The sequence below is a fragment of the Clostridioides sp. LIBA-6622 genome, from assembly GCF_056716095.1.
Genome location: NZ_CP196998.1, coordinates 1,713,646 through 1,738,175, shown reverse-complemented (window position 1 = coordinate 1,738,175; position 24,530 = coordinate 1,713,646). Strand labels below are relative to the sequence as shown.

The 24,530-nt window shown below is 27.5% G+C and carries 20 protein-coding genes; 3 read left to right on the top strand and 17 right to left on the bottom strand.

Translation table 11 applies throughout. The annotated features are described in order from the left end of the window. Positions 1–19: 19 nt before the first annotated feature. The 8 genes from ACTG47_RS08270 to ACTG47_RS08235 all read right to left on the bottom strand — a co-directional run bounded on the left by ACTG47_RS08270 (position 20) and on the right by ACTG47_RS08235 (position 9,817). Positions 20–1,258, bottom strand: a complete 1,239-nt coding sequence (locus tag ACTG47_RS08270) for a phosphoribosyltransferase family protein (RefSeq protein ID WP_479926784.1) — start codon at positions 1,256–1,258, stop codon at positions 20–22. Continuing rightward, the gene (locus tag ACTG47_RS08265; RefSeq protein ID WP_479926783.1) at positions 1,236–2,312 is read right to left on the bottom strand and encodes an HpcH/HpaI aldolase/citrate lyase family protein; all 1,077 of its coding nucleotides are present in this window, start codon (positions 2,310–2,312) and stop codon (positions 1,236–1,238) included. The genes ACTG47_RS08270 and ACTG47_RS08265 overlap by 23 nt, the downstream gene beginning before the upstream one ends. A gap of 60 nt (positions 2,313–2,372) precedes the next feature. After that, positions 2,373–3,509, bottom strand: a complete 1,137-nt coding sequence (locus ACTG47_RS08260; RefSeq protein WP_479926782.1) for a toxic anion resistance protein — start codon at positions 3,507–3,509, stop codon at positions 2,373–2,375. After that, the gene (locus tag ACTG47_RS08255; protein WP_169468099.1) at positions 3,510–5,072 is read right to left on the bottom strand and encodes a YceG family protein; all 1,563 of its coding nucleotides are present in this window, start codon (positions 5,070–5,072) and stop codon (positions 3,510–3,512) included. Positions 5,073–5,158: 86 nt separating this feature from the next. Next, positions 5,159–7,918: a calcium-translocating P-type ATPase, PMCA-type gene (locus ACTG47_RS08250; protein ID WP_169468101.1), complete on the bottom strand. Its 2,760-nt coding sequence runs from the start codon at positions 7,916–7,918 to the stop codon at positions 5,159–5,161. Further along, positions 7,908–8,537: a TerD family protein gene (locus ACTG47_RS08245; protein WP_479926781.1), complete on the bottom strand. Its 630-nt coding sequence runs from the start codon at positions 8,535–8,537 to the stop codon at positions 7,908–7,910. Before ACTG47_RS08245 ends, ACTG47_RS08250 begins: the two co-directional genes overlap by 11 nt. Before the next feature lie 85 nt (positions 8,538–8,622). Next, on the bottom strand, positions 8,623–9,201 hold the full coding sequence (locus tag ACTG47_RS08240) for a TerD family protein (RefSeq protein WP_479926780.1): 579 nt from the start codon (positions 9,199–9,201) through the stop codon (positions 8,623–8,625). A gap of 37 nt (positions 9,202–9,238) precedes the next feature. Further along, positions 9,239–9,817, bottom strand: coding sequence for a TerD family protein (locus ACTG47_RS08235; protein WP_169468106.1), 579 nt, complete (start codon positions 9,815–9,817; stop codon positions 9,239–9,241). Between the two features lie 330 nt (positions 9,818–10,147). On the opposite strand from ACTG47_RS08235, the gene ACTG47_RS08230 reads away from it, so the two are divergent. Beyond that, positions 10,148–11,584, top strand: a complete 1,437-nt coding sequence (locus tag ACTG47_RS08230) for a trypsin-like peptidase domain-containing protein (RefSeq protein ID WP_479926779.1) — start codon at positions 10,148–10,150, stop codon at positions 11,582–11,584. A gap of 120 nt (positions 11,585–11,704) precedes the next feature. Here the strand turns inward: ACTG47_RS08230 and asnB are convergent, their stop codons facing one another. After that, positions 11,705–13,588, bottom strand: a complete 1,884-nt coding sequence (asnB, locus tag ACTG47_RS08225; RefSeq protein ID WP_479926778.1) for an asparagine synthase (glutamine-hydrolyzing) — start codon at positions 13,586–13,588, stop codon at positions 11,705–11,707. 172 nt (positions 13,589–13,760) lie between these two features. Between asnB and ACTG47_RS08220 the strand changes: the two genes are divergently transcribed. Beyond that, the gene (locus ACTG47_RS08220) at positions 13,761–14,465 is read left to right on the top strand and encodes a Fe-Mn family superoxide dismutase (RefSeq protein ID WP_285891504.1); all 705 of its coding nucleotides are present in this window, start codon (positions 13,761–13,763) and stop codon (positions 14,463–14,465) included. A 112-nt stretch (positions 14,466–14,577) separates the two neighbouring features. Continuing rightward, a complete protein-coding gene (locus ACTG47_RS08215; protein ID WP_021384404.1) occupies positions 14,578–15,114 on the top strand; it encodes a metal-dependent hydrolase in 537 nt (178 codons plus the stop codon). 136 nt (positions 15,115–15,250) lie between these two features. On the opposite strand, the gene ACTG47_RS08210 is transcribed toward ACTG47_RS08215, so the two are convergent. The 8 genes from ACTG47_RS08210 to ACTG47_RS08175 form a co-directional block, all read right to left on the bottom strand. Continuing rightward, the gene (locus ACTG47_RS08210) at positions 15,251–15,871 is read right to left on the bottom strand and encodes a VTT domain-containing protein (RefSeq protein WP_169468111.1); all 621 of its coding nucleotides are present in this window, start codon (positions 15,869–15,871) and stop codon (positions 15,251–15,253) included. Between the two features lie 211 nt (positions 15,872–16,082). Continuing rightward, complete coding sequence (locus ACTG47_RS08205) at positions 16,083–18,614, bottom strand: FAD-dependent oxidoreductase (protein ID WP_479926777.1); 2,532 nt, start codon at positions 18,612–18,614, stop codon at positions 16,083–16,085. A gap of 107 nt (positions 18,615–18,721) precedes the next feature. Next, complete coding sequence (locus ACTG47_RS08200; protein ID WP_479926776.1) at positions 18,722–19,339, bottom strand: PepSY domain-containing protein; 618 nt, start codon at positions 19,337–19,339, stop codon at positions 18,722–18,724. A 593-nt stretch (positions 19,340–19,932) separates the two neighbouring features. After that, entirely contained in the window at positions 19,933–20,817 is an 885-nt protein-coding gene (locus ACTG47_RS08195; protein WP_479926775.1) for a mechanosensitive ion channel family protein, read from the bottom strand. A gap of 197 nt (positions 20,818–21,014) precedes the next feature. Further along, positions 21,015–22,265 (bottom strand): MFS transporter, encoded by a 1,251-nt coding sequence (locus tag ACTG47_RS08190; RefSeq protein WP_479926774.1) that lies wholly within the window; start codon positions 22,263–22,265, stop codon positions 21,015–21,017. A 246-nt stretch (positions 22,266–22,511) separates the two neighbouring features. Beyond that, positions 22,512–23,276 carry an ABC transporter permease gene (locus tag ACTG47_RS08185; RefSeq protein WP_479926773.1) on the bottom strand — a complete coding sequence of 255 codons (765 nt, stop codon included), beginning with the start codon at positions 23,274–23,276 and terminating at the stop codon, positions 22,512–22,514. After that, positions 23,270–23,995, bottom strand: coding sequence for an ABC transporter ATP-binding protein (locus ACTG47_RS08180; RefSeq protein ID WP_479926772.1), 726 nt, complete (start codon positions 23,993–23,995; stop codon positions 23,270–23,272). The genes ACTG47_RS08185 and ACTG47_RS08180 overlap by 7 nt, the downstream gene beginning before the upstream one ends. Before the next feature lies 1 nt (position 23,996). Continuing rightward, positions 23,997–24,365 carry a GntR family transcriptional regulator gene (locus ACTG47_RS08175; RefSeq protein ID WP_479926771.1) on the bottom strand — a complete coding sequence of 123 codons (369 nt, stop codon included), beginning with the start codon at positions 24,363–24,365 and terminating at the stop codon, positions 23,997–23,999. Positions 24,366–24,530 lie beyond the last annotated feature (165 nt).

Genomic DNA, 24,530 nt, shown 5'->3' with positions numbered 1-24,530 from the left:
TGATATATCTTAATCCTCTTTAGCTACAACATACTATAGTCAATTCTTTTATACTCGTATTTTTAATTATATCAATAAATTCCAGATAAGAATTTTTACTTTTATTCAACTCTACAAATAAATAGCATTTAGAAAAATTATGTTTATCTATATTGTAAATATAATTTTGAACATCTATATTATAAAAACTCTTTAACTTAAACTTACTTCTAATAGGATAATTATTTTTCTCAATATCAATAATTGGACTTCTTGTTGTTGAATGATAGTATACATCATATTGATTCTCTTTTTCTTTTGCAAACAACATAGGTATATACATAAATTCTTCAGTACCTAAAAATAGAATCTTTTCATTTTTATTTTTTAAAGATTCTTTATTATCCATAATTATTTTTTTACTTTCTCTCTTTACAATTTCTTTTAATCTAGTTTGTTCTCCTCTGTTAATTCCAAATCTACCTGTATACTTTACATATTTCTTACTTCCAATATAATCTTCTAGGTCAACATTGATGTGATTTACTACTAAGTTTCCTTTATCATTTGAAACAATATGTGAATCAGTAGTAGTATAATTATCATTGTAATTTGAAATAATATCTTCATTTATATCAAAATTAAAGTTTCCTTTAAATAAATATACAAATTCTATCTTACAACTTAGTTCTTTTTCTAAAAGAATAACTTTTCTTAAGTTCTCATCATTCACCCAATTAAGTATAGAACATATAGTATACTTCTTTCTCGGATAAATACTTTGAATCTTCCTAATTATATTCATACAGGTATTAGCTGTAGTAATCTCATCATCAACTAATATTACTTCATCTCCAACTTTGAAATTGCTAAGCATACCAAAGTATAAGTTTTGGTCTGTTGCATGGGAGTGTTCCTCTAAAAATTCTAGATTCTCTAACTCATCAAATGGTTCTCTAGTAGTATGAATAAATTCATATTCTCCACATAAATAATTAAAAAAACTATGTCCAATAGCTGTGCCAGTTTCAGCGAAAGCTATAACAGTACCATTTGATGTTACTTTATTTTTTTCATTATAAATTGTGGCTATTAATTTTCCCAAATTATCCATCTCACTTGGTTTACATGCTATATGCTTACCAAGTTTCTTTGATATAAATAAAAAACGTCTCTTACTATTATTTCTTATTCCTACATCTAAAAAATCATTTAATTCTAAATTTAATGGATTATCAATAATGTCAATCTCACAATTAAAATTTAAGCAATTCTTCATAGTCTACTCCTTTATTTAATACACCATATATTTTAGATAGAATCAATGTTTTTTTAGCCCATAAAAAATGTGGATTTGTTTCATTCATTCTCTCTCCTAACACACCTTTACTCACACCATATTTGCTATTTGTACTATTCAATATATCCAAAGCATCAGTAAAATCTTCATATGATACTGCAGATAGTGCTTGCACAATCTGAATTTGCATTGGATGAATTACTGTTTTTCCAATTAGCCCATGAAATTTATCCAGCAATATTTCTTCTACATACTTACTTCTTATATCCTTATTTGTCATATCAAAAAACTCTGATACTCCTCCACTTATAGGTATATCTAACTCTGGTCTTTGAAGATATGTGATTATATCTAATGTAAATGAAGAACAAATTAAATTATTATATATAGAGAAGTTTTTGTCTCTTCTTATACCATACATACCTAATATATCAGTTATACCTACTCTAATGCTGAGTATTCTTGACTTATGTTTTAAAATAGAATTGTATAAATTCTTAAAACTCAGTTCTTTACTTTCCTTATATATAAATTCCCTTGTCTCTATTATTGGAATAACATACATATCTTGAAGATTCATAGAACTCAAAGCTTCTATACAATTCTCTATTAACTCTGAATTTGCTTTAGGAATTAATATGCCTGTTATAGTATGACTATTTTTAACTATAATATCTTTAATTTTTAATAATTGCTCTACATTTTTTATCCTTACAAAAATTAATGGTATCCCATCTTTGTTTATTATACTTTCATCACTAATATCTTTCAAAATTAATCTAAGATTTTCTATAGCCTCTAACTCTCCATTTACCCCAACAGCATCTTCTAAGCAAATAGCTAATGGTCTAACTCCCTTAACATCCCCTATAATGCTCTTATAAATCATATTATATTGAGTAGCTGGAACGTATAAAAAAGCACCTAGTGCATATTTCAATACATCTTTTTCAGTCTTAGCATTAAAGTCTCCTGGCTCTTTCAAAAAAATTCTCTCCAAATCATCTTTGCAGATATAATCGAAATATTTCAATGTATGGCCTCCTCATATACATAGAAAGGGCCAACTTTATACAAATTAGCCCCTAATATACTACTTATTATAAATTATAGCTGTATTCAATTCTTCCAACCTCTTTGTATTATCCTTAATTAAAACTCTATTGTTTTCTTCTATTCTCATAGTCTCATCTATACCAGACTTAATAGTAGTATACATTTTTTCTAATGTCTCTATTTGAACAGAACTTGTTCCAGCCATTCTAGCTATTTGTGCACTTTGAGTACTTACATTTTGAGCATTTCTAAGCAATAATTCATTAGTCTTATCATCAAGTGCTTTTAGAGATTTTGCTTGCAATTCTTGCTTTTTAAGCAATATAGCTTGAGATAAACATTGCTTAAATACTGGTAAAGTTACAACAAATGCACTGTTTATTTTTCTAATTAAACCATAGTTATTATGTTGCATACCTCTAAGCATAGGTATTGTCTGTATGGCTATATTTTCTGCTATTCTTAAATCGTAGATTCTTTGATTTAACATATCATAAACTTTTAGTAGCTCTTGATAATTAACAACATCCATTTGGTCTCCACTAGTTTCTGATTTTTGTTTAAAGAAAGGTAATATTTCGTTATCCATTTCTTCTATTGCTATTTCTCCAGCAACAATATATTTTTGAAGTTCATTATAAAACTCAAAATTTTCATTTAACATAGAACCTATTTGCTTATTAGAAAGTGCTATATCTCTTTCATATTGTTCAAGTTCAATTTGGATTTTTTCAACTTCTCCTCCCAATGTCTCATATTTTTGAAACATCATTTCAATAGCATTATTAGCTTTTTTGAAAAGTTTTTGAACAAAATTTGGTTCCTTAGTTTCTTGAAAATCATCTAAATCAAACTTGTCCATTATTTTAGTCAAATGAACCAACATTTTAGAGTTTTCTTCATTTCTATTTAGTTTTATTGTATTTAGAAGACTATCAGAAACCCTTGCTACTCCTTCAGATGCTTTTCTACCAAATTGTAAAATTGTATCAGGATTTTCTACTTCTATAAGAGATGTCAATGCTTCAACTTCCTTAGACTTTCTCAGTTCATTTTTTTTATTATTTGTATATTCCATTATATCAAAATTTTCTTCGTCAACAACTGTAGGTAATTTTTCAGTAACCTCTACAGAATTCTTATCTTTTGAAAAACTATTTATATTTATCCCCATCTAAAATCTTCTCCTCTTTCCAAAAATTTTTTTAAGTAAAGGTATCTCATCTTCAAGTGAATTTAATCTAAGGTCATATACCATTTTATCCAATCTGTGCACATCAATCAATTGGTTATTTATAACATTCTCTATATTATTTTCTCCTCCTGGACATAAAATAATAATATCAAACCCAATTTTACTTAGTAAAAGCATAAGAAAAACTATTTCTTTATCAAATACTATACTCTTGTACATATATATAATCAATTTTGGATTTATAAGAGAATAATCAAAGTTATTCATCATATGAACAAACTTCTTATCCATATGAAGTACTGTAAACAGACCTTTTATCTTGTCTTCTCCACTTAGACCATTCAAGAACATGTTTCCTTCTAATAACTCTTCTACTTTTTCTAAAATCATAATTTGTTGATTTAATGTCAAGGTTGAAATAGAATAATCTTTATTATTTAAAATAGAATTTTTATCTATAACACCTTTTGAATTTAGTAAAAAAGACAAACTAAAAGCATCTCTTGTAAATTCTTTTGAAAATTTGTCTATATCTCCATTAAATTCAATAAATGTTGAACTTTCCGAATCTCTTAATAAATCTAAAAATTTTATATATTCATTTTTATCATTATATATTCCATTAATCTTAGAAAGAAAATTTGGAACTTCTACAGTAGCATCATTAAACTTAAATCCTGGTCTTAATTTTAATGGCTGATTCCAGTATATTGATATTTCATCAACAGTTGAACTTAAAAGCAAATTTTTTATTTTTCTATCTTGAAGTTGCCAAGGTTTTATAAATCCTGCATCATTTAATAATTCTTCACTTATACGTTTTGATGCTTCAGCTCCAACAGTAAAAGCTTTTTTTACAGAACCTTTATCTATTTTTTCTCCTAAGATAACCCTTTCTTCAAAAGCAATTTTTTCTTCTATTATATTGGCTTCTTCAAACTCTATCTTGTATTTTTCTAGGTTTAAAATATTTATATTGCTCTTTGAATTTGGGTTAAGATATAAAACATCAAAGCCTGCCAAGTACAATATTAAGAGTAGATAAACTTCATGCTTTTTTATATCCCCATAAAATATTACTTTTGGAGCCTCATTTTTATTTATATCTAAAGCACCGATATAGATTTTTATCCATGCCATTATTTTCACTATAAAATTTTGTTTAACTCTATCATTGGTAAATTCTTTTTCTTCCTCTTTTAGCACTTTATCTATAGCTTTCTTTAATTTATAATCAATCTCATCGAACCCCAAAATATTTATATCCACATCTTCCATGCTATTTCTATATTTTTTAAGTCCATTTTTAAAATAATTTATAATATCAAAATCACTAGGATTTGCTATAGCATCAGTAAATAAAACAATATCTTTTTTACTATCAATATTTTGTTTTGTCTTAAATATCTCAAGATTGTACAAAATCTCATCTTCTAAACCAATATATGAAATAAAATAACTTAGATATCCTTTTGAAGGAGTGTAGTTTCCTCTGTCTGATTGGCTGGAGAATATTTTTTCAAATACCTTTGAGTCACCCATAATTATCCTCCCAATTTAAATGTTTATTTAGAACTGACTCAAAATACATATTTTGAGTCAGTTTGTTATTTTTTTAAAAATTTATTTTATGCAGCCTTTTTTGGTTTTACTAGTCTTATTATACATTTTACAATTTCATTAACTACAACCACACTTGCTGCTACACATAGAACTTTTACCCATGTCATAACATCCATAGCTACAGAGTTAAAGAAATCTTGGAATAGTTGAGTAAATATTACTTGTGCAATTCCTGTTAAAACTATTATTTGTAGTGCTAATTTGTTATGTGTAAAGTTTGGAAAAATACTATCTGCATTAAATTCTCTACAGTTAAACGCATTAAACAATGCACTAAATGCAAACAATGCAAACATTACAGTACCTTTGTGAGCTTCATCAACTCCTAAGAAGTTAAATGTAGATTGTAACATTAGTATTGTTGTTATATAGATTGCATTTAATACTATTGTATATACCATTGATTTAGAAATTATATTAGCTTTTCTATCAACAGGTTTTCTATTTAATACATGGTTTCTAACAGGCTCTAGACCTAATGCTAGTGCTGGTGGACCATCCATAATTATGTTTACCCATAATAATTGTATTGTAGTAAATGGCATCTCTTGTCCCATTACCTGAGATATTATAGCCACTAAAAAGGCAATTACATTTACTGTTAATTGGAATTGAACGAATCTTTGGAAGTTATCATAAATTCCTCTACCCCATTTAATACCCTTTACAATAGTACTAAAACTATCATCAGTTAAAATTATATCTGCTGCGTTTTTAGATACCTCTGTACCAGAGATACCCATTGCTATACCGACATCTGCTTTTGAAAGTGCTGGAGCATCATTTATACCATCACCTGTTACTGCAACAACATCCCCGCTCTTTTGTAAAGCTGAAACTATTCTCATTTTACTATCTGGCTTACTTCTTGCAACTATTGAGATAGTTTGTATCTCTTCTTTTAGCTCTTCATCATCTAAAGTGTCTATATATGAAGCTTCAACTGCTCTCATATTTCCTTTTAATAAACCTAATTCTTCACCTATAGCCCTTGCTGTGTTTATATTATCTCCTGTAAGCATTTTTACAGAAACACCAGCTTTGTTTGCTGTATTTACAGACTCTATAACATCTTTTCTAAGTGGGTCTCTTATACCAACAAAACCACTGAATACTAAATTACTTTCCATTGCACTAACATTCATAGCATCACTTTCAGCAGTTACTGCTGCTTCTTCTTCAGCTTGTGAGATTTCTTTATATGCAAAACCTAGAGTTCTCATTGATTTTATTTGTAATTTTTTTATTTCTTCTAAAATCTCATGTTTTATATTTTCAGTTATTGGAATTATGTCTTTTCCTCTTTGAATATGTGAACATAACTCAAGTAAAACTTCTGGTGCTCCTTTTGATAATAATACATGATTATTATCTTGACCCATGACAGAAGTCATTCTTTTTGAATCAGAAGTAAAAGGATTTTGAGCTACTATACTACAATCTTTTCTAAATTGTCTATAGTCTACATTTTTATAGTATAAAAGTAATGCACATTCAGTAGCACTTCCCAAATATTTAATATCTCCATCGTTATGCTCTATATCAGCTGTAGAGTTTATCATACAGTTTTCTTCAAAATAACTATTTATTTCTTCTTCCGGACTTTCAATATATCTTCCATCAATATATGCAACTTCTACAGTCATTCTATTTTCAGTTAATGTACCAGTTTTATCTGAACATATTACAGAAACAGAACCTATAGTTTCACAAGCTTCTTTTTTAGTAACTAATGCATTTATTTTGGCCATTTTTTGCATTGTTATTGCAAGTGTCATATTTATCATAGTTGGAAGACCTTCTGGTACTGCTGCAACTATTAACGCAACACATACTGTAAATGCCGTTTTGACAGGGTCTATTGATTCTAAAAATGGTAATATTCCAGACATATCTACATTTAATACATTCTTACTTACCATTTGAAAAACCATAAATATAAATAATAATCCTGCTACTGCACTAGAAACTTTAGCTATTAATCCACCTAAATTTCCAAGTTTTATCTGAAGTGGAGTTTGCTCATCTGTATCTGATAAGTTTTGAGCTATTTTACCCATCTCACTGCTATCTCCAATTGAAGTTACAACTAGAGTTCCTCTACCATAAGCGATAAGGGTACCACCAAATACCATATTTATTTGTTTTGCAGGTATTGGTTCTTGTACTACTAATGCTCCTTTAGATTCTATTTCTTCCATAGAAACTACTACATCACACTTTTTAGATACATCATCAGATTCCCCAGTTAGCATATCTTCTCTAACTTTAAGATTTATAGTCTCTATAAGTCTACCATCAGCAGGTACCATGTCACCAGTTTCGATATATACTATATCTCCTGGTACCAATTCACTTTTAGAGACTTGATGTACTTCTCCATCTCTTAATACTTTAACTTCTATGTTTTCAGTCAACTTAGAAAGTGCATCTGCTGCTTTCTTAGAACGACCTTCTGTAATCATACCTATTGCTATACCTATTGCTATAGCTCCTACTATCCCTATTGCATCATGAGTTTCTCCAATTACTGCACTTACTACTGCTGCAATAATCAAAATAACTATCATTGGTTCGCTTAAACTGTCTTTTAAATCATCCCAAAAGCTTCCTTCTTCTTTTGGTGTAAACTCATTTAAACCATACTTTTCTCTTCTTTTTTTGACTTCTGATTCTGATAAACCTTTTTCAGGGTTAACAGATAAGTCCTCTATTACCTCTTCTTTATCTACATTATAATATTTGATATCATTATTAAATTCCATATGCACACTCAATCCTGTCTAAATTTTGCATTACTTCCTTAAGACCTGCATCCTTTGTTCCTTCACCTATTGCTTTAAATTGCCAACTTCCATCTTTTCTATATATAGCTCCTACTATAAGAGTCGTTTTCTCAGAATAGTTATCAGATAGATTATATTTAGCTATTTCTTTCTTATTGCTTTGGTCTTCAACTCTTATATAGGCATTTTCTATCATACCAAAGTGTTGTTTTCTATCCACACAATTATATATATTTACTACAAACAATAATTTGTGAATACTTGATGGAACCTTATCCAAATTAACTAGGATTTGTTCATCATCGCCTGTACCTTCACCAGTTAAATTGTCTCCTGTATGCAATATTGACTTACAGGCACTTTTTAGATTTCCAAAATAAATCAAATCTTTTATTCCACTTAATTTTCCTTCTTGATTAAGCATAAATACAGATGCATCACAATCTATATCAGCTTGTCCTCCACCAAATAGAGATTTAAAAAATCCTCCACCTGTTTGTTGCACAGGGTCCCATCCCAAACCTACAAGTATATTACTCAGTCCAGGGTTCGATTTTTTTAAATCTATTTTATCACCTTTTGATAAATTAATCGACATACTAAACCTCCACAAAATTTTATATAATATAACCTATACATTATTTGTATAGGTTATTTATATTTAATATATTATGTTACTCAAATTAAACATTTAATCCATAATTTCTACAAAGTGCTTCTAAACCACCTTCAAAACCTGCTCCAACTGCATTAAACTTCCATTCTCCATTATACTTATATATCTCACATACTGTAATTGCAGTTTCTATACTAAATTCTTCACCCAAGTCATATCTTAATATTTCTTCATCATTTTCAGAATTTAAAACTCTTATATATGAATTACTTACTTGTCCAAAATTTTGTCTTCTTTCAGCAGCTTCATATATTGTAACTGTTACAGCTATCTTTTGAATATGCTTTGGCATTACATCTAAATTTACTAGTATTTCTTCGTCATCTCCATCGCCTTCACCAGTTCTATTATCACCTAAATGTTCAATTGCTCCAGATGTATGTTTTAAGTTATTATAGAATATAAAGTCTTCATCTTTTTCAACTCTTTGTGATTCTCCTACCATGAAAACACTTACATCTAGGTCATAATCATATCCACTATCAAATGAATTTGTATCCCAACCTAGCCCAAGTTTTATATTTTTAAGACCTGGATTTCCTTTAGTTAAATCAATTTTTTGTCCTTTTTTTAATACTATAGCCATGGAAAATACCCCCTCTAGTTTATTATTATATTTGAAATTATAAGTTTATTCCAAAGTTTCCACATAGTGCAGCAAGACCACCTTCAAAACCAGAGCCTAGTGCATTAAACTTCCATTCTCCATTATGCTTATATATTTCAGCTACTACTATAGCTGTTTCTATACTAAAATCTTCTCCTAGTTCATACTTTATTAATTCTTCGTTTGTATCTTTATCTACTATTCTTATATAAGAATTAATTACTTGTCCAAAATTCTGTTTTCTTTCTGTTGCATCATGAATTGTAACTGTAAAAGAAATCTTGCTTATTTCTCCAGGAATCTTAGATAAATCAACAACTATTTGTTCATCATCTCCATCACCTTCACCAGTTCTGTTATCTCCTAGATGTTCAACTGCTCCAGATGTATGTTTTAAATTATTGTAAAATACAAAATCTCCATCATTAGTAACACTTCCACTTGCTCCTGTTAAAAACGCTGCTGTATCTAAATCAAAGTCAAATCCACCATCATACTTGTTAGTATCCCATCCTAAACCTACTAAAATATTTTTAAGGCCTGGATTTCCTTTAGTTAAATCAACCTTTTGGCCTTTTGATAATGTTATACCCATAATTTATCGCTCCCTTGTTAATTTTAGCTAAACAAATCTTGCTAATTATTTATCTTTTTCTTTAATCATATTATATCATTTTTTATTCATTTGTGAAGAAAACTTACTTGATATTTTTAAAATATAATTAAAAAAATGTTTATATTTCTTACTTTTTACATAGATTTTACATACTCTACTAAATATGTAAAATCTATGTTTAATATGTAATTATATATCATTTGTATGAACAAGTACATATTTTATTTTGAAACTACAAAATTCTTGTACTATATTGTTTTAAGTTGTTTTATAATAGATTATATCATATTATTTTATAGGAGAAAAAATATGCTTTGTACTATTAAACCATTAAAGATATTAATAAAAAAATCACATGAACCTATAATTGAATTTATGTCTAACATGCCATATACAAACAAAAGCTCTTCATATATTAAGGAGGTCTACTTTACACGATATATAGGTGTTGATAATTCAATTGATAAGTACATAGAAAAAATTAAAAAGATAGACAATTATTTTTTTAATAATCCACCAATTCCTTATATTAGATTGAGTAACTTAAATATGAGTTTTAACAAATCACAAACAGATAATATGCTTAAAATTTTTGATACTTATGATAAATCTAAATTTAACAGTTGGAATTTATATAATATTGACTTTCCATGCAAGATAGAAAATGATACTTTAGATTGGACTAAAAAGATTGCATTTAAAAATACATTAGATTTATTTGATAAGAGTATGCCAAATTCAACACCTTCTATTGTTAAAAATTTTGCTGTTAAACTTTTGTGTTGGATAGAATACTTTCTACCTAATTTATTTTATAACAAAATAAAAACTACTATCTCACCAAAAATAGTATACTTTGGAAATATCAAAAGACAAGAACTTTTTTTCTTATATTTTTTATCACAACTTGGATGTGATATTTTATATTTAAATCCATATAAAGATATTCTTGATTTATATCCTGAATGTTCAAATTTTTCTACTCTATTTGAACTTTCTAAAAAAAGCACAGATATATTAGAAATACCTTTTGAAAAATCTGTTTCCAATATAAACTATAAAGAAAATACCAATAAAACTTACACTTCTACAGATAAACCTAACTCTGAAAATACTTTTATTAACATAAAACATACACCTAAAAAACCTATACAAAATAAGGAAATGGAACTTTCTTATGAAGAACTTGCAAAATTATCATCTTCTGTTGTTATGATTGTTGTGTGTAATAATGAAAATAAGCCATTTAAGAGTGGTTCTGGGGTAGTAATAAATAATGAAGGTTATATACTCACAAATCTTCATGTAGTTAATGATGGGTACTCATTTTTAGTTAGATTTGAAAATGATGATAATGTTTATACCTCTTACCAAATTATAAAGTATCATACAGATTATGATTTAGCTGTAATAAAGGTTGATAGAAAATGTAAGCCAATACCCATTAATATTAGTAAAAAGCCTTTAAGAGGTCAAAAAATAGTTGCAATTGGAAGCCCTTTAGGTCTTTTCAATACAGTTTCAGATGGAATTATATCAGCTTTTCGTGATTTTGAAACAGTTCAAATGATACAATTTACAGCTCCAATCTCTAGTGGTAGTTCAGGTGGAGCACTTTTAGATATGTTTGGAAATTTACTAGGTTTGATTTCTGCTGGTTATGATGATGGCCAAAACTTAAATTTAGCAGTAGAAAGTAATCTTGTCAAAATGTTTGCCAATAATTTTATTGAAATAATAAAATAAATGTATCCATATAAATTTTTAATAAAATAGCCAGAACTAAATTCCTGATATATATTATTATCAAGAACTTAGTTCTGGCTATTCTAAAATGCAATACATTAAGGAAAATATAATACACGACTAGTATTTAATATTTTTGTCTTCTATAAATAATTGATACCAAAGACAAAATATGAACATAGTCCATATTTTTCTCGAGTTATCTCTATGCCCTTTAAAATGGTTATCTAAAAGATTTATTGCATATTTTTTATCTATAAAATCATCTACATTTGAATTAGAAATAGTTTCTTTTACAACTTCTCCTAAAGAATCTTTTAACCAAACTCTTATCGGTGTTGGAAATCCTAATTTTCGTCTTTGGATAACATGTTCTGGCACTATATCTCTAAATGATTCTCTAAGTAAGACTTTTGTATTATTCTTCATTATCTTTTGCTCCATTCTCAAGTTCTTTGCTACATCAAATACATCTTTATATAAAAATGGAGCTCTAAGTTCAAGTTGTTCACATTTAGAAAGTTTACTCATTTTTTGAAGTATATCACCCTGAAGCCATGTATTCATATCTATATGCTGCATCTTACTTATATAATCATAGTTATTCTTCTGTGCATCTCTATACAAATTAGACAACAAATACTCATATATATTCTTCTCTTTATATTTAGAAAAGAAATTTTTTACTTCACTATTTTCAAAAATTTTTGCATTTCCTATATATCTTTTCTCTAGTGGTGTTGTAGCTCTATAAAAGTAATTTTTTCCTTTCATATTGGGCATAAGTTCGGAAACTCTTCCTAATAAACTTTTAACATAAGTAGGTGAATTTACAATGGATTTCATATTATTATATTCTTTATATATATTATATCCTCCAAATAATTCATCTGCACCTTCTCCAGACAATGCTACTTCAACATGTTTACTTGCTTCTTTGATTAGAAAATAAAGTCCTACTTCTGAAGGGTCTGCCACAGGGTCATCCAAAGAATAAACTATTTTTGGCAATGCTTTTATATATTCATCTTGTGTTATATTAATCTGGATATTTTCTATACCTAATTTATCAGCCGTTTTCTTTGCTATTTCCAACTCACTATATCCCTTGACATTAAATCCTACAGAAAAAGATTTTATATTTGGATTAATTTGTGAAGCTAAAGTAGTTATAATGGATGAATCTATACCACTAGATAAAAATGTTCCAATTGCTCTATTACCTGTCATATGACTTTTTACTGAATCCACTAGCACATTTCTTACATCTTCTTCACTTACATCTTTATTCCCTAAATGATTTTTAGTGTAAAAAAATTTTGTACTACTTCTAAATTCAAGTTTGTTATATCTCTTTAAAGATAATATGCCATTTTCCACTCTAAAAAAATGACCTGCTGGTATCAACCTTATTCCTTGTATCATAGTATCTTCAGGAAGTACATATTGAAATGAAAAATAACTTTGTAAACTTCTTTCATTTATATTTAAATTTTTCATATATTCAAGCATAAATTTATACTCTGAAGCAAAAAGTATTGCTTTTTCATTATTTATATAATAAAGTGGCTTTATTCCAAATAAATCTCTTGCTCCAAATATACTTTCACTTGCTTTATCATATATTATAAAGCTAAACATACCTTTTATCTTATGTACACAATTCTTACCAAACTCTATATAAGATGCCAATAAGATTTCAATATCATCATCTGTAGTAAAAGTATGCCCTTTTTCAATTAATTCTGCTTTTATTTCGTTACAATTATATATACTTCCATTAAAAACAATAACTTTTCCATCTTTTTCAAATGGTTTATTCCCACAAATAACATCTATTACATTGAATCTCTCAAAATCAAAAGTTTTTTCATCATTTTTTAATTTTTCTCTACTATCGAGATTCACATTATTAATATTATTTATAGACTCTTTTTTTTTAAGTTTAATATCTTCTTTTTTAGATATATCTCCTTTATAATAAATTGAAATATTGCCATCCATACTATCAAAATTCCTTCCTATCTTTTAGTCTTGTTCTATATCTCATAGTTTTGTCTTTCGATTTAAAACTTATTCAATTTAAAAGAAAATTACTATCAAATTTTTATAAATTATTTGCTAATCTTTCATATTTTTTTTATTTCTAGAAATACTATATTAGGAGGTGATTTTTATGAAGAAAAAAATGTTAATACCAGTTATTATGTCTTTATTTATAATTTCACAGTGTATCACTTCATTTGCTTTTACACCTGAAAACAATAAGTTTAAGGTTAAACCATTACCTTATGCATATGATGCACTTGAACCTTATATAGATAAAGAAACTATGAAATTGCATCATGATAAACACTATCAAGCTTATGTTGATAAATTAAATGCTGCTCTTGAAAAATATCCTGAGCTTTACAATTATTCTTTATGTGAATTATTGCAAAATTTAGACTCTTTGCCTAAAGATATTGTTACAACAGTAAGAAACAATGCAGGAGGTGCTTACAATCATAAATTCTTTTTTGATATCATGACTCCTGAAAAAACTATACCTTCTGAATCTTTAAAAGAAGCTATTGATAGAGACTTTGGTTCTTTTGAAAAATTTAAAGAAGAATTCAAAAAAGCTTCTTTAGATGTTTTTGGTTCTGGTTGGGCTTGGCTTGTAGCTACTAAGGATGGTAAATTATCTATTATAACTACTCCAAACCAAGATAGCCCTATAAGTAAAAACTTGACACCTATAATAGGGCTTGATGTTTGGGAACATGCTTACTATTTAAAATATCAAAATAGAAGAAATGAATACATTGACAACTGGTTTAATGTAGTAAATTGGAATGGGGCTTTAGAAAACTATAAAAATTTAAAATCTCAAGATTAATTAAATATTAAAATCCTTTTGAAAAAAACTTATGTTTGCTATATAATAGAATAAAAGATAGTCTAAATTTACCAATATTATGTTTATAGTGACGATTCAGGAGGATTTTTATATGATAAAAGAAACACATGAAAGGGGAGGATATATATTTGCACTTTTGATACTCCCCTTTATAAACAATATATATCTAGTAAAATACGATATTACATATAAAATAGTATTAATTATAGTTTATATTTATTTTGCATATTTAGGCTCTTTGTTTCCAGATATAGATATGCGGGGCTCTCACATAAGTAAAAAATTTATATTGATATACAAATTATTTGGAAGCAGGTTTAGACATAGAGGATTTACCCATAGCCTAATTGCTTTATTGCTTCTTTATAGTTTTTTTAAATCTCTAACAATCTTTACTCACAATAATATAGTTTTCTCATGTTTGTCTAGTGGATTTATAATAGGATATCTATCTCACCTATGCCTTGACCTTATTACTAAAGAAGGTATTGAACTGTTTTATCCCATTACTATAAACATTTCTCTACTCCCTATAAAAACTAACTCAAAAACAGAAAAATTTATATCTAAACTCTTAAATTTTATAGTTATTTTTTTGATTGGATATCAATTTTATATTTTACTATAGTTACATTCTATGACTCACATTTATTCTAATATCTCTTAAAAAGATATTGTACCCTATAAACAAAAAAATAAAAAGTATCTTAAAATAATGATTTAGAAGTTAATCATTTTTTTAATACTTTTTATTTTTTAGAAAACTAAATCTTTCTATTATCTCTGTCATTGTTGTGTTTTTTATGATGGAATTCATAATTGTGATTTTCAAGGTTTTTATTGACTCTATTTCCAATCTTCCATGATAAAAATACCAATAGTATAAATGATGCTATCTTTAAAGGACTTGTTATAAATCCTTCTATATCACTTGCCACATAGCTTATTACTATAAACATTACAAATTTGCCTGCCAGCATTGCTGGAACAAAATCTTTTATATCTTTTTTACCAAAGGCTGATGCAATAGTAACTAAACAACCAGGCATAAATGGACAGGCATATGCTATAAACAATAACTTAAATCCCTGTTTATCCATCCAACTTATCGCTCTTTCAGTTTTACTATTTCTCAACTTATTAAAAAGCTTACTGTCATTAAATCTGCTTATTAATAAAAATAATGAGGTTGTCCCAAGTCCTGAGCCAATCCATGATAACAAACATCCAAGAAATAACCCTTGTATTGCAGCATTTGCTGTAACTATAGCAACAAGTGGTAGGGCTGGTATAAAGCTTTCTATAAATGCACTTAACAAACCAATTATTGTAGCTAATACCCAATAGTTTTGAGTCAAATCAAGTAATTCTTGTATATACTGCATATTGCTTTTCCCCTTTTTTAACTTTAACTATTATTATATACTCTATATTGTTATTATATACCAATTTCAAAAAAGGAATCTAATATTAAAAAGTAAACAATCTATATAAATTTACAGTTAAGGTATGATTATTTTATTATATATTATAACAAAAAAGTCTTAAAATATGAATTGTCATATTTTAAGACTTTTTCATTCTGATATATTTAAACTATAGTATATCTGCCTTCATGATATCTTCAAAATCACCTTTTTCAGATATTAATCTTATCAATTTAACAGTACAACTTAAATCATTTATAAGTATAGCTCCTACTAATGAACCCTCTTTCATAAATAATTTTTTGTATATTCTCTTTCCTTCATCTTTTGATGAAATTTCTTTATCAAAATTTTGTATATTACCAATACTAAATACTTTTACATTCATTGCATCCAACGAAACTGGATATACATCACTTTCAAATGTTAAGTTATCTCCACTTGCATTTGCACCTGCTATTTTTCCCATTTCCACTGAAGATGGCCATATTGCTAAACTAGTATTTTCTACTTGTGCAACATCTCCACAAGCATATATGTCTTTAATAGTTGTCTGTAGTGTCTTATCTACAACAATACCCCTGTCAGTTTTTACAGATGTATCTTGAACCATTTGTGTATTTGCTCTTACACCAATTGAAAATACTACCATATCACATTCAACACTATCTCCATCTTTAAATAGAACTTTTTGAGCTTTTCCATTTCCATCAATGCCATCAACTGCTACACCTAATCTTACATCTATTCCTGTATCTCTTACACATTGTTCTAATATTTTACTACCTTCTTTATCAAGTTGTTTTGATAGTATACCATCCATTGCTTCAACTACTACTACTTCTAATCCCTTTAATCTAAATTCCCATGCAGCTTCAAGACCTAATAAACCTCCACCAATTACTACAACTTTCTTGGATTTTTCTAAAGCTTCCTTTACACTGTACAAATCTTTTATATTTCTAAGAGTAAACACATTTTCTAAATCATGCCCTTTAATTGGTGGTATGAAATTTCTACTTCCTGTAGCTATTACAAGCTTATCAAACTTAATAGCACCATCATTTACTATAATAGTTTTATTTACTTCATCTAACTTATCTACATTTGTTCCTAATATTACTACTATATTATTTTCGTCATACCAAGCTTTGTCTTCCATATAAAAATCTGAACCGAGCTCTTCATTTATACCATCAGAAAGTGCAGGTCTATAGTAAGTTAGTTCATCTTCATTAGAAATCATAGTTATCTTACAAGTTTTATTTCTTTTTCTTATAGCATCTGCTGCATAAAAACCAGCTGCTCCATTTCCTACTATAACAAAGTATTCATCAGTATCTTTTCTAAAGGTAACTTCATCTTCTTCAACTTCTATAAATTGGTCTTCTTTAGCTCCACACACAGGACATACACTAGGAGCACTATCCCCTTCAAATACTTCATTACAAATTACACATTTAAATTTTTTAGTTTTCTTTTTACCTCCAAAAGTAGAATTTAATTTATCTAAGAATTTACCTGTATAAGAATGTAATTTTTCTAACTCTTCATTTGATGGTTTAAAGTTAACAGCAAATGGTTTTACAGATGTCATTCTAAGCTGATTTATTCTCTCCATAGCATTTTCTATACCTTCTCCACTCCATCCATATGAACCAAATACTGAAGCAACTTTTCCACCATGAATGACTGGATTTAAGGATACTAAAATATCCCATATAGGCTTTAAAGCATCTCCTAATATTGTTGGTGTACCAAATAATACACCTTGTGATACTGCTATTTTTGCTAAAATATCTTCTTGTTTATTTTCTATTACATCAAATAAGTTTACTTTATAATTGCTGTTTTGTTCAATATATGCTTTTATAGCTTCTGCCATAATCTTTGTATATCCATGTGCAGAAACATAACAAATTGTAACTTCTTTTTCTAATTTTATTTGTTCATTTACACTCCAGTTATAATAAATGTCTATAATTTTTCTAGGATTTTCAGTTAATACTGGTCCATGACCTGGACATACAGTATCTATATCTAAGTCTCTTATCTTCTCTATAGCCGTTACCATAGATGGCTTAAATGGTCCCATTATACAATCATAATAGTATCTTAAAGCATCTAAGTAATCCTTTTCTTCATCTTCATCAAGTGTGTTTACTATCTTATCATTACTATAATGACTACCAAATGAATCACATGTTACAAGAGTTTTATCTTCTTTTATATATGTGTATATAGTATCTGGCCAATGAAGCATAGGAACAGAGAAGAATTCTAAAGTCTTGTCTCCAATTGATAGTGTATCTCCATCTGCAACTGCAATATACTCAAAGTCTTTGTTTACGATTTCCTTAAGATATTTAATTGCAGTTTCTGAAGCTACTACTTTTGCATTCTTAGCTAAGTCCAAAAGTTTTTCAACACTTCCTGCATGGTCTGGTTCAGTATGACTTACAACAATATAGTCTATTTTTTCAAAATCTATATTTAAATCATTTAATCTTTCAATATAATTGTCAAAATGCTTATCTTTAACTGTCTCAAATAAAACCGTTTTTTCTGTTCCTTTTAATACATATGAATTGTAAGTAGTTCCATAAGGTGTATACATAATTATGTCAAATACTCTTAAGTCAGGGTCAAGCGAACCTACCCAATATAAATTTTCTTTTATTTTTAATGATTTCAATGACATACCGTACTCCTCCTAAAATAGTTATTTAATCTTTTTATACCCTGCTTGTTATATTTTAAACAAATTTTATTTAAAAAAGAAATTATTACAAAAGCCATTTAAAGCTTCTAATCTTCTTTTTCTACCTCCAATATAGTTCCCTTTTTAGAATCTACCTTTATGTCATATTCATTTTTATCTTTATCTATTCTTATTTTATAAAAAGTAACATCTAAATCTTTATCCAAACTCCATTCTTTTACCATTCCATTTTGCTCTTTTAGTGCAATCTCCATAGCTTTTTGAGGTGTTATTATGTCATTTAAGTCTAATTTTTCTTTTCTTGCTACTCCATTTAAATCTTCTGAATCCAATTTTTCTGTTTTATCCTGTAATACATCTTTTGTATTAGCATCTATTTTCATCTTATACTCATTATTATCATCTACACCTTCAACAGTATAAACAAATTTATTTAAGTCTCTTTCAAGACTTAAATCTACTATATCAGCATCTTTATACTTATCTTTAAATATGCTTACTGCATCTGTGTATGGTACTTTAAAATCTTGTTCACTTAAATTTGTATTATTTTTTTCATCTTTTAAATCATTATTTGACGCATTTGTCTCTTTCTTCGTATTATCTTGTGCCTGTCCTGAATCTGTAGTTGGATTTCCACTACATGCAGTCAATAAACCTGCAACAAGTATACTTACTACTAATAAATATGTTTTTTTACACATAAAAAACCCTCCTTAAATACTTAATTTATTCTATATTATGCCCTCTAAACCCTTTATTTACCCTTTTATATTAAATTTACTTCATACTTTGCTAGTTTTAAAACTATAAAAGTTATATCTACTAAAATAAATTTACTAAAACAAAATATGTTGCTTGTATAAATAAAAAAAACATTCCCCAGTATAAGAATGCTTATTTGTAACTATAAGATTATTCATTAATTCGATTGATACTTTTAATTATTGCTTTATTATCTTTTACAAAAGGAAGATTTTTGAAAATAGTAAATTCATAGGATTCTTTATATACAGATTAAAAGGTTGCAACAATATATAATTAGTTTAAAGTTAAATTGTATAACAAATATACATTATATGTTGTCGAAAATAAAGACTATTTCTAATCATCTATCGACATTAAATTGTACAAGATAAAATATGAAAAACGCTTATAACTGGTATCAAATATAGGTAGGCAATTATTTTAAGTCAAAAGATGCTATTCTTATGGATATTAAATCATTTTTCATAAGAAAAAAATTCTAAATAAGCACCCAAAGATTAAATCTAAAGGGTGCCTTGACTTTATAATATTAAATTCTTTTTAGTTCTCTTAATGTTAAATCCATCTTAGGATAAGGAATTGTAATTCCTTCTTCATCAAATCTAATTTTAACCTCTTCCAATAAATCAAGATAAATTGTCCAATAATCTTCTGTATTACACCAAACTCTAACAGCAAATTTAATGGCATTATCTCCATGTTCCACTATTCCTATAAATGGTTCTGGTTCATTTATTATTAATTTATGGCTATTCACAATCTCTTTCAATACTCTTCTCACCTGTAATATATCATCTTCATATCCTACACTAAAAGTCAAGTCAACTCGTCTAGTATTCTTTGCTGAATAGTTTGTTAGACTGTCATTTGATACAGAGCCATTAGGTATAAGTATCTGTTTATTATCTGGAGTAACCAACTGTGTATAAAAAAGTCCTATTTGCTCAACTGTTCCTCCATGACCTGCTGCTTCTATGTAATCTCCTACTTTAAAAGGTCTAATTAAAAGTATGATAAATCCTCCAGCAAAATTCGATAAACTACCTTGTAATGCTAAACCTATTGCTACCCCTGCTGATGCTATCACAGCAGCAAAGCTAGACAAACTCATTCCCCAATATTCTAAAACAATGATTACTACAGCAACTTTGAGCACACTCAAAAGAAGAGATTTCAAAAACCTTCTTAAAGTTAAGTCAATATCTCTTTTGCCAAGTAACAACATTACATGGTTTACAAATTTCTTTATTATTTTAAATCCGATGGAAAGTATGAGCATCCCAATTATAAGTTTTACTCCACTTGTAGTCGCCCATTCTAAAAAGCTTTCCATTATACCTCCCATATCTATTTTATTAATATCTAAATTATTTAAATCCAACTTGCTTATATCATCTATTTTTGTCTTATCCATAAAAAACTCCTTACCTTATATTTTTAGAACCAATATTATAGTTTAAAGTTCTTATTTTCTATTTAATATAATACAATATCATTTCGACATAGTAAACAAGATTTATATTCCAATTATGCCTTTGTACATATCTTTGCAATAAATATAAATCCTTTGTTATCTACAAAATATTGTATTAAATTGAATCAATGATAATTCTATTCAGCTTTAGAATTATCATTTTTTACACCTATATGAGATGCTATTATAGTTATAATACTAAGTACTATAAATACCACAAATCCTCTTTTATATCCATCAACTGCATTATATGAATTTACTTGCAAAGATACTGCTATAATTAAATTAATAATACCACTACCTATAAATTCGAAAGTATTAATGACACTAGTTGCCAGTCCAGAATAAATTTCTTTATTTTTATACTTAGCATCATTAAAAACTTGTAGATGAGACATAACTATACATCCCATAATAAAAAATGCTATTGGTAAAATCATTATTGGTGGTTTTACTTTGTATACCACTACAATTACAATCCATATAAACAAATCTATTATTGCTCCATATTTTATTATATTAAATTTACTAGAACTTATTTTAGCAAATACAAAATCCATAATTATTGAACCAAATATAAATCCATATGTAAAAAATGATACTATAAATGCAGAAAAACTCTTACTAACTCCATAAACATCCATTATATATTTTACTCCCCATAGACTTGTAAACGCACTTGTCAGACCTACAAAGGAGAACATTATCATTGAATTATACCATGTTGATTTGTTCTTTATAACAGACTTAATTCCATCAACAATACTAATCTTCTCTGATTCTTCATGAGATTCGATATCTATATTGAATCCATATTCTTTTGGTGTATCTCTAACAATAATATACATAAAACATCCTATTACAACACCAATTATTCCTATCAATAAAAATGAATTTCTCCAGCCAACAAATTCAGATAGAAACACAAGTGGAAAAGTAGCAAGAACTCCTCCTAAATTTCCTACAAATGAAAATTTAGCTGTTGCAGAAGCAAATTCTGATTTATTAAACCACCTGCCCTGAATTTTTAAAATACAAAGCAATATTACTGATGTTCCTGCCCCTACAACTATACGAGAAATATATGCTAACTCTATACTTTGAATCAATCCAAATAAAACAGAACCTAAACTTGCCATTATTATTCCAAGACTACTAATTTTTCTTGCTCCATATTTATCAATTAAGATTCCTGCAGGTATTTGCATAAAGGCATATGCATAGAGGCAAAAAGATGCTATATTTGAAATTTGTATAGAATTAAAACCTAACTCATTTGATAAGTTATCTGAAACAACAGCAGTTGACATCCTTAAAAATAAGACTAAAATGAATGAAAATGTAATTATGCCCCAAACACTCCATTTAGCCTTTGTATAACTTTTCATATTTTCTCCCTCAAATCTACATAACTTTAAAGTTTCTTGATATACTCCATGAAATTCATACTTTCTAAGTGATTATATCAAGTATACAGCTATTTATTACAAATTTTAACATGTAGTCTCATTATACTACACATATACAGATTTAACTAGAAATAAAGTTTCATTCTTGTTTTATATAAATTGACTCTTTAAATAAAAAAAGCCATCTTTGAATATTACTCAAAAGATAGCTCTCTATAAAAATCTCTATTCTAAATTTAATTTTTTATCTAATATATATTTTGTAGCTAAAAATAATATTACTACAACTGCAATACTGCCAAGTATTGCAAGTGCGAAATGAGGACTTTGATAAAAATGGTATATCATATTTGTATCTTTATATGGTAAAATTTTTTCTATAGCATTTCCAACACTTGATATTACTATATTTATAGCTATAAAAGAAACAAATGCTACTAAATTTCTATGCTTGTTAAATTTTGGTAATTGACCCATTGAAATTGACGTATATAATAACAAAATAAATGATGAATACGAAATAAGCATTGTTACTAAAAATAACGCAACATCTAAAAAGTATTCAGAACCTTTTGTAAAAACAGAATTAAAAAAATCTAAAAATTCAGGTAAATGTATTCCAGAAGCACTAAAAAGCATAAGCATCCCAAATGTTAACATTGCAACTATAAAACTAAGTACAGCATATATAAGTGCTGTTATACATTTGGATAAGATAAGCGAACTAGTACTAACAGGAAGAGTAAACATTAAATACCCCTCATCACCCAAAAGATTTTTTCTAAATCTTTGAATTGTAACTACAATAGTTAAAACACCTAATGCCATGAAAAGACTCATCAATATCAGTATTCCTATTCCCTGTATTTGAAATATATCTGTGTTCATAAATATTCCATTGAATACAGCTACTGCCAATATAGCTATATATAATGGTATAAAAGTTCTTCCACTTGCCTTTAACTCATACTTTAATAATTTACCTAACATTTGAATTCCTCCCTAAATAATGCATCTATAGATTTTCCTTTTTCTTCTCTTATTGTTTCAACATCTCCTTGTAATACTATTTCTCCCTTAGATATAAATATCACTTCATCACATATATTCTCTATTTCACTTATTAAGTGAGTAGCAATTAGTAAAGTACTATCTTCAGAATAATTTTTTAATATAGTCTTAAGTATATATGACCTTGCAGCTGGGTCAACACCACCAATAGGTTCATCCAAGATATATATACTGGCTTTTCTTGACATAACTAAGATAAGTTGAACCTTTTCTTTAGTTCCTTTAGACATTGTTTTTAACTTTTCATTTACATCAATATCCAAACTCTTAATCATCTCATTTGCTCTTCTAACATCAAAGTCACTATAAAAATCATAGAAAAATTTGAGTAAATCCGATACCTTCATCCAATCATTTAAATAAGTTCTTTCTGGTAAATATGACACTATTTTCTTAGTATCTATTGATGGTTTCATTCCACTTATTACAATTTCGCCATCATCAGGCTGTAATAATCCATTTATCAACTTAATCATTGTACTTTTACCACTTCCATTAGGACCTAATAATCCCACTATCTTCCCCTTTGGTATATTCAATTCAACATTTTTCAAAACCTTCTTAGTTCCATAACTTTTATTTACACCTTTAAATTCAACTATTCCATCTTGAGAAATATTATTTATATTTTTATCCATTTTATAATTCTCCTTTCAAATTTTCTGTAATAAGTTTTAGCATTTCATCTTTATCATACCCAAGTTTTTCTAAAGTCTCTTTTAATGTGTTTATCTCAACATTAGCTATCTCTGCTTTCATAGCTTTTATTTTTTCCTTATCATCTGTTACAAATCTTCCTTTAGTTCTTTGGCTATAAACTAATCCTTGTCTTTCAAGTTCTGATAGAGCTTTTTGCATCGTATTTGGATTTACTTCAGCATCTTCTGCAAGTGCCCTTACTGTTTCTAATTTAGATCCAATTTCAATCTCACCTGAAACTATTTTCAATTTTAAATGTTCTACTAATTGTATATATATAGGTTTGTTATTATCAAGTTCCCATTCCATATTCATACCTCCTTATTTATATTATTGTATTAATAACTTAATACAATAATATAATAATACAGCTTATATGTCAATTACTTTTACATAAAATTATGAAAATATTTTTGTATATCTTTGTTCGTACTATACTTTTATAAAAATAGCTAGAATATATCTATAATCAAA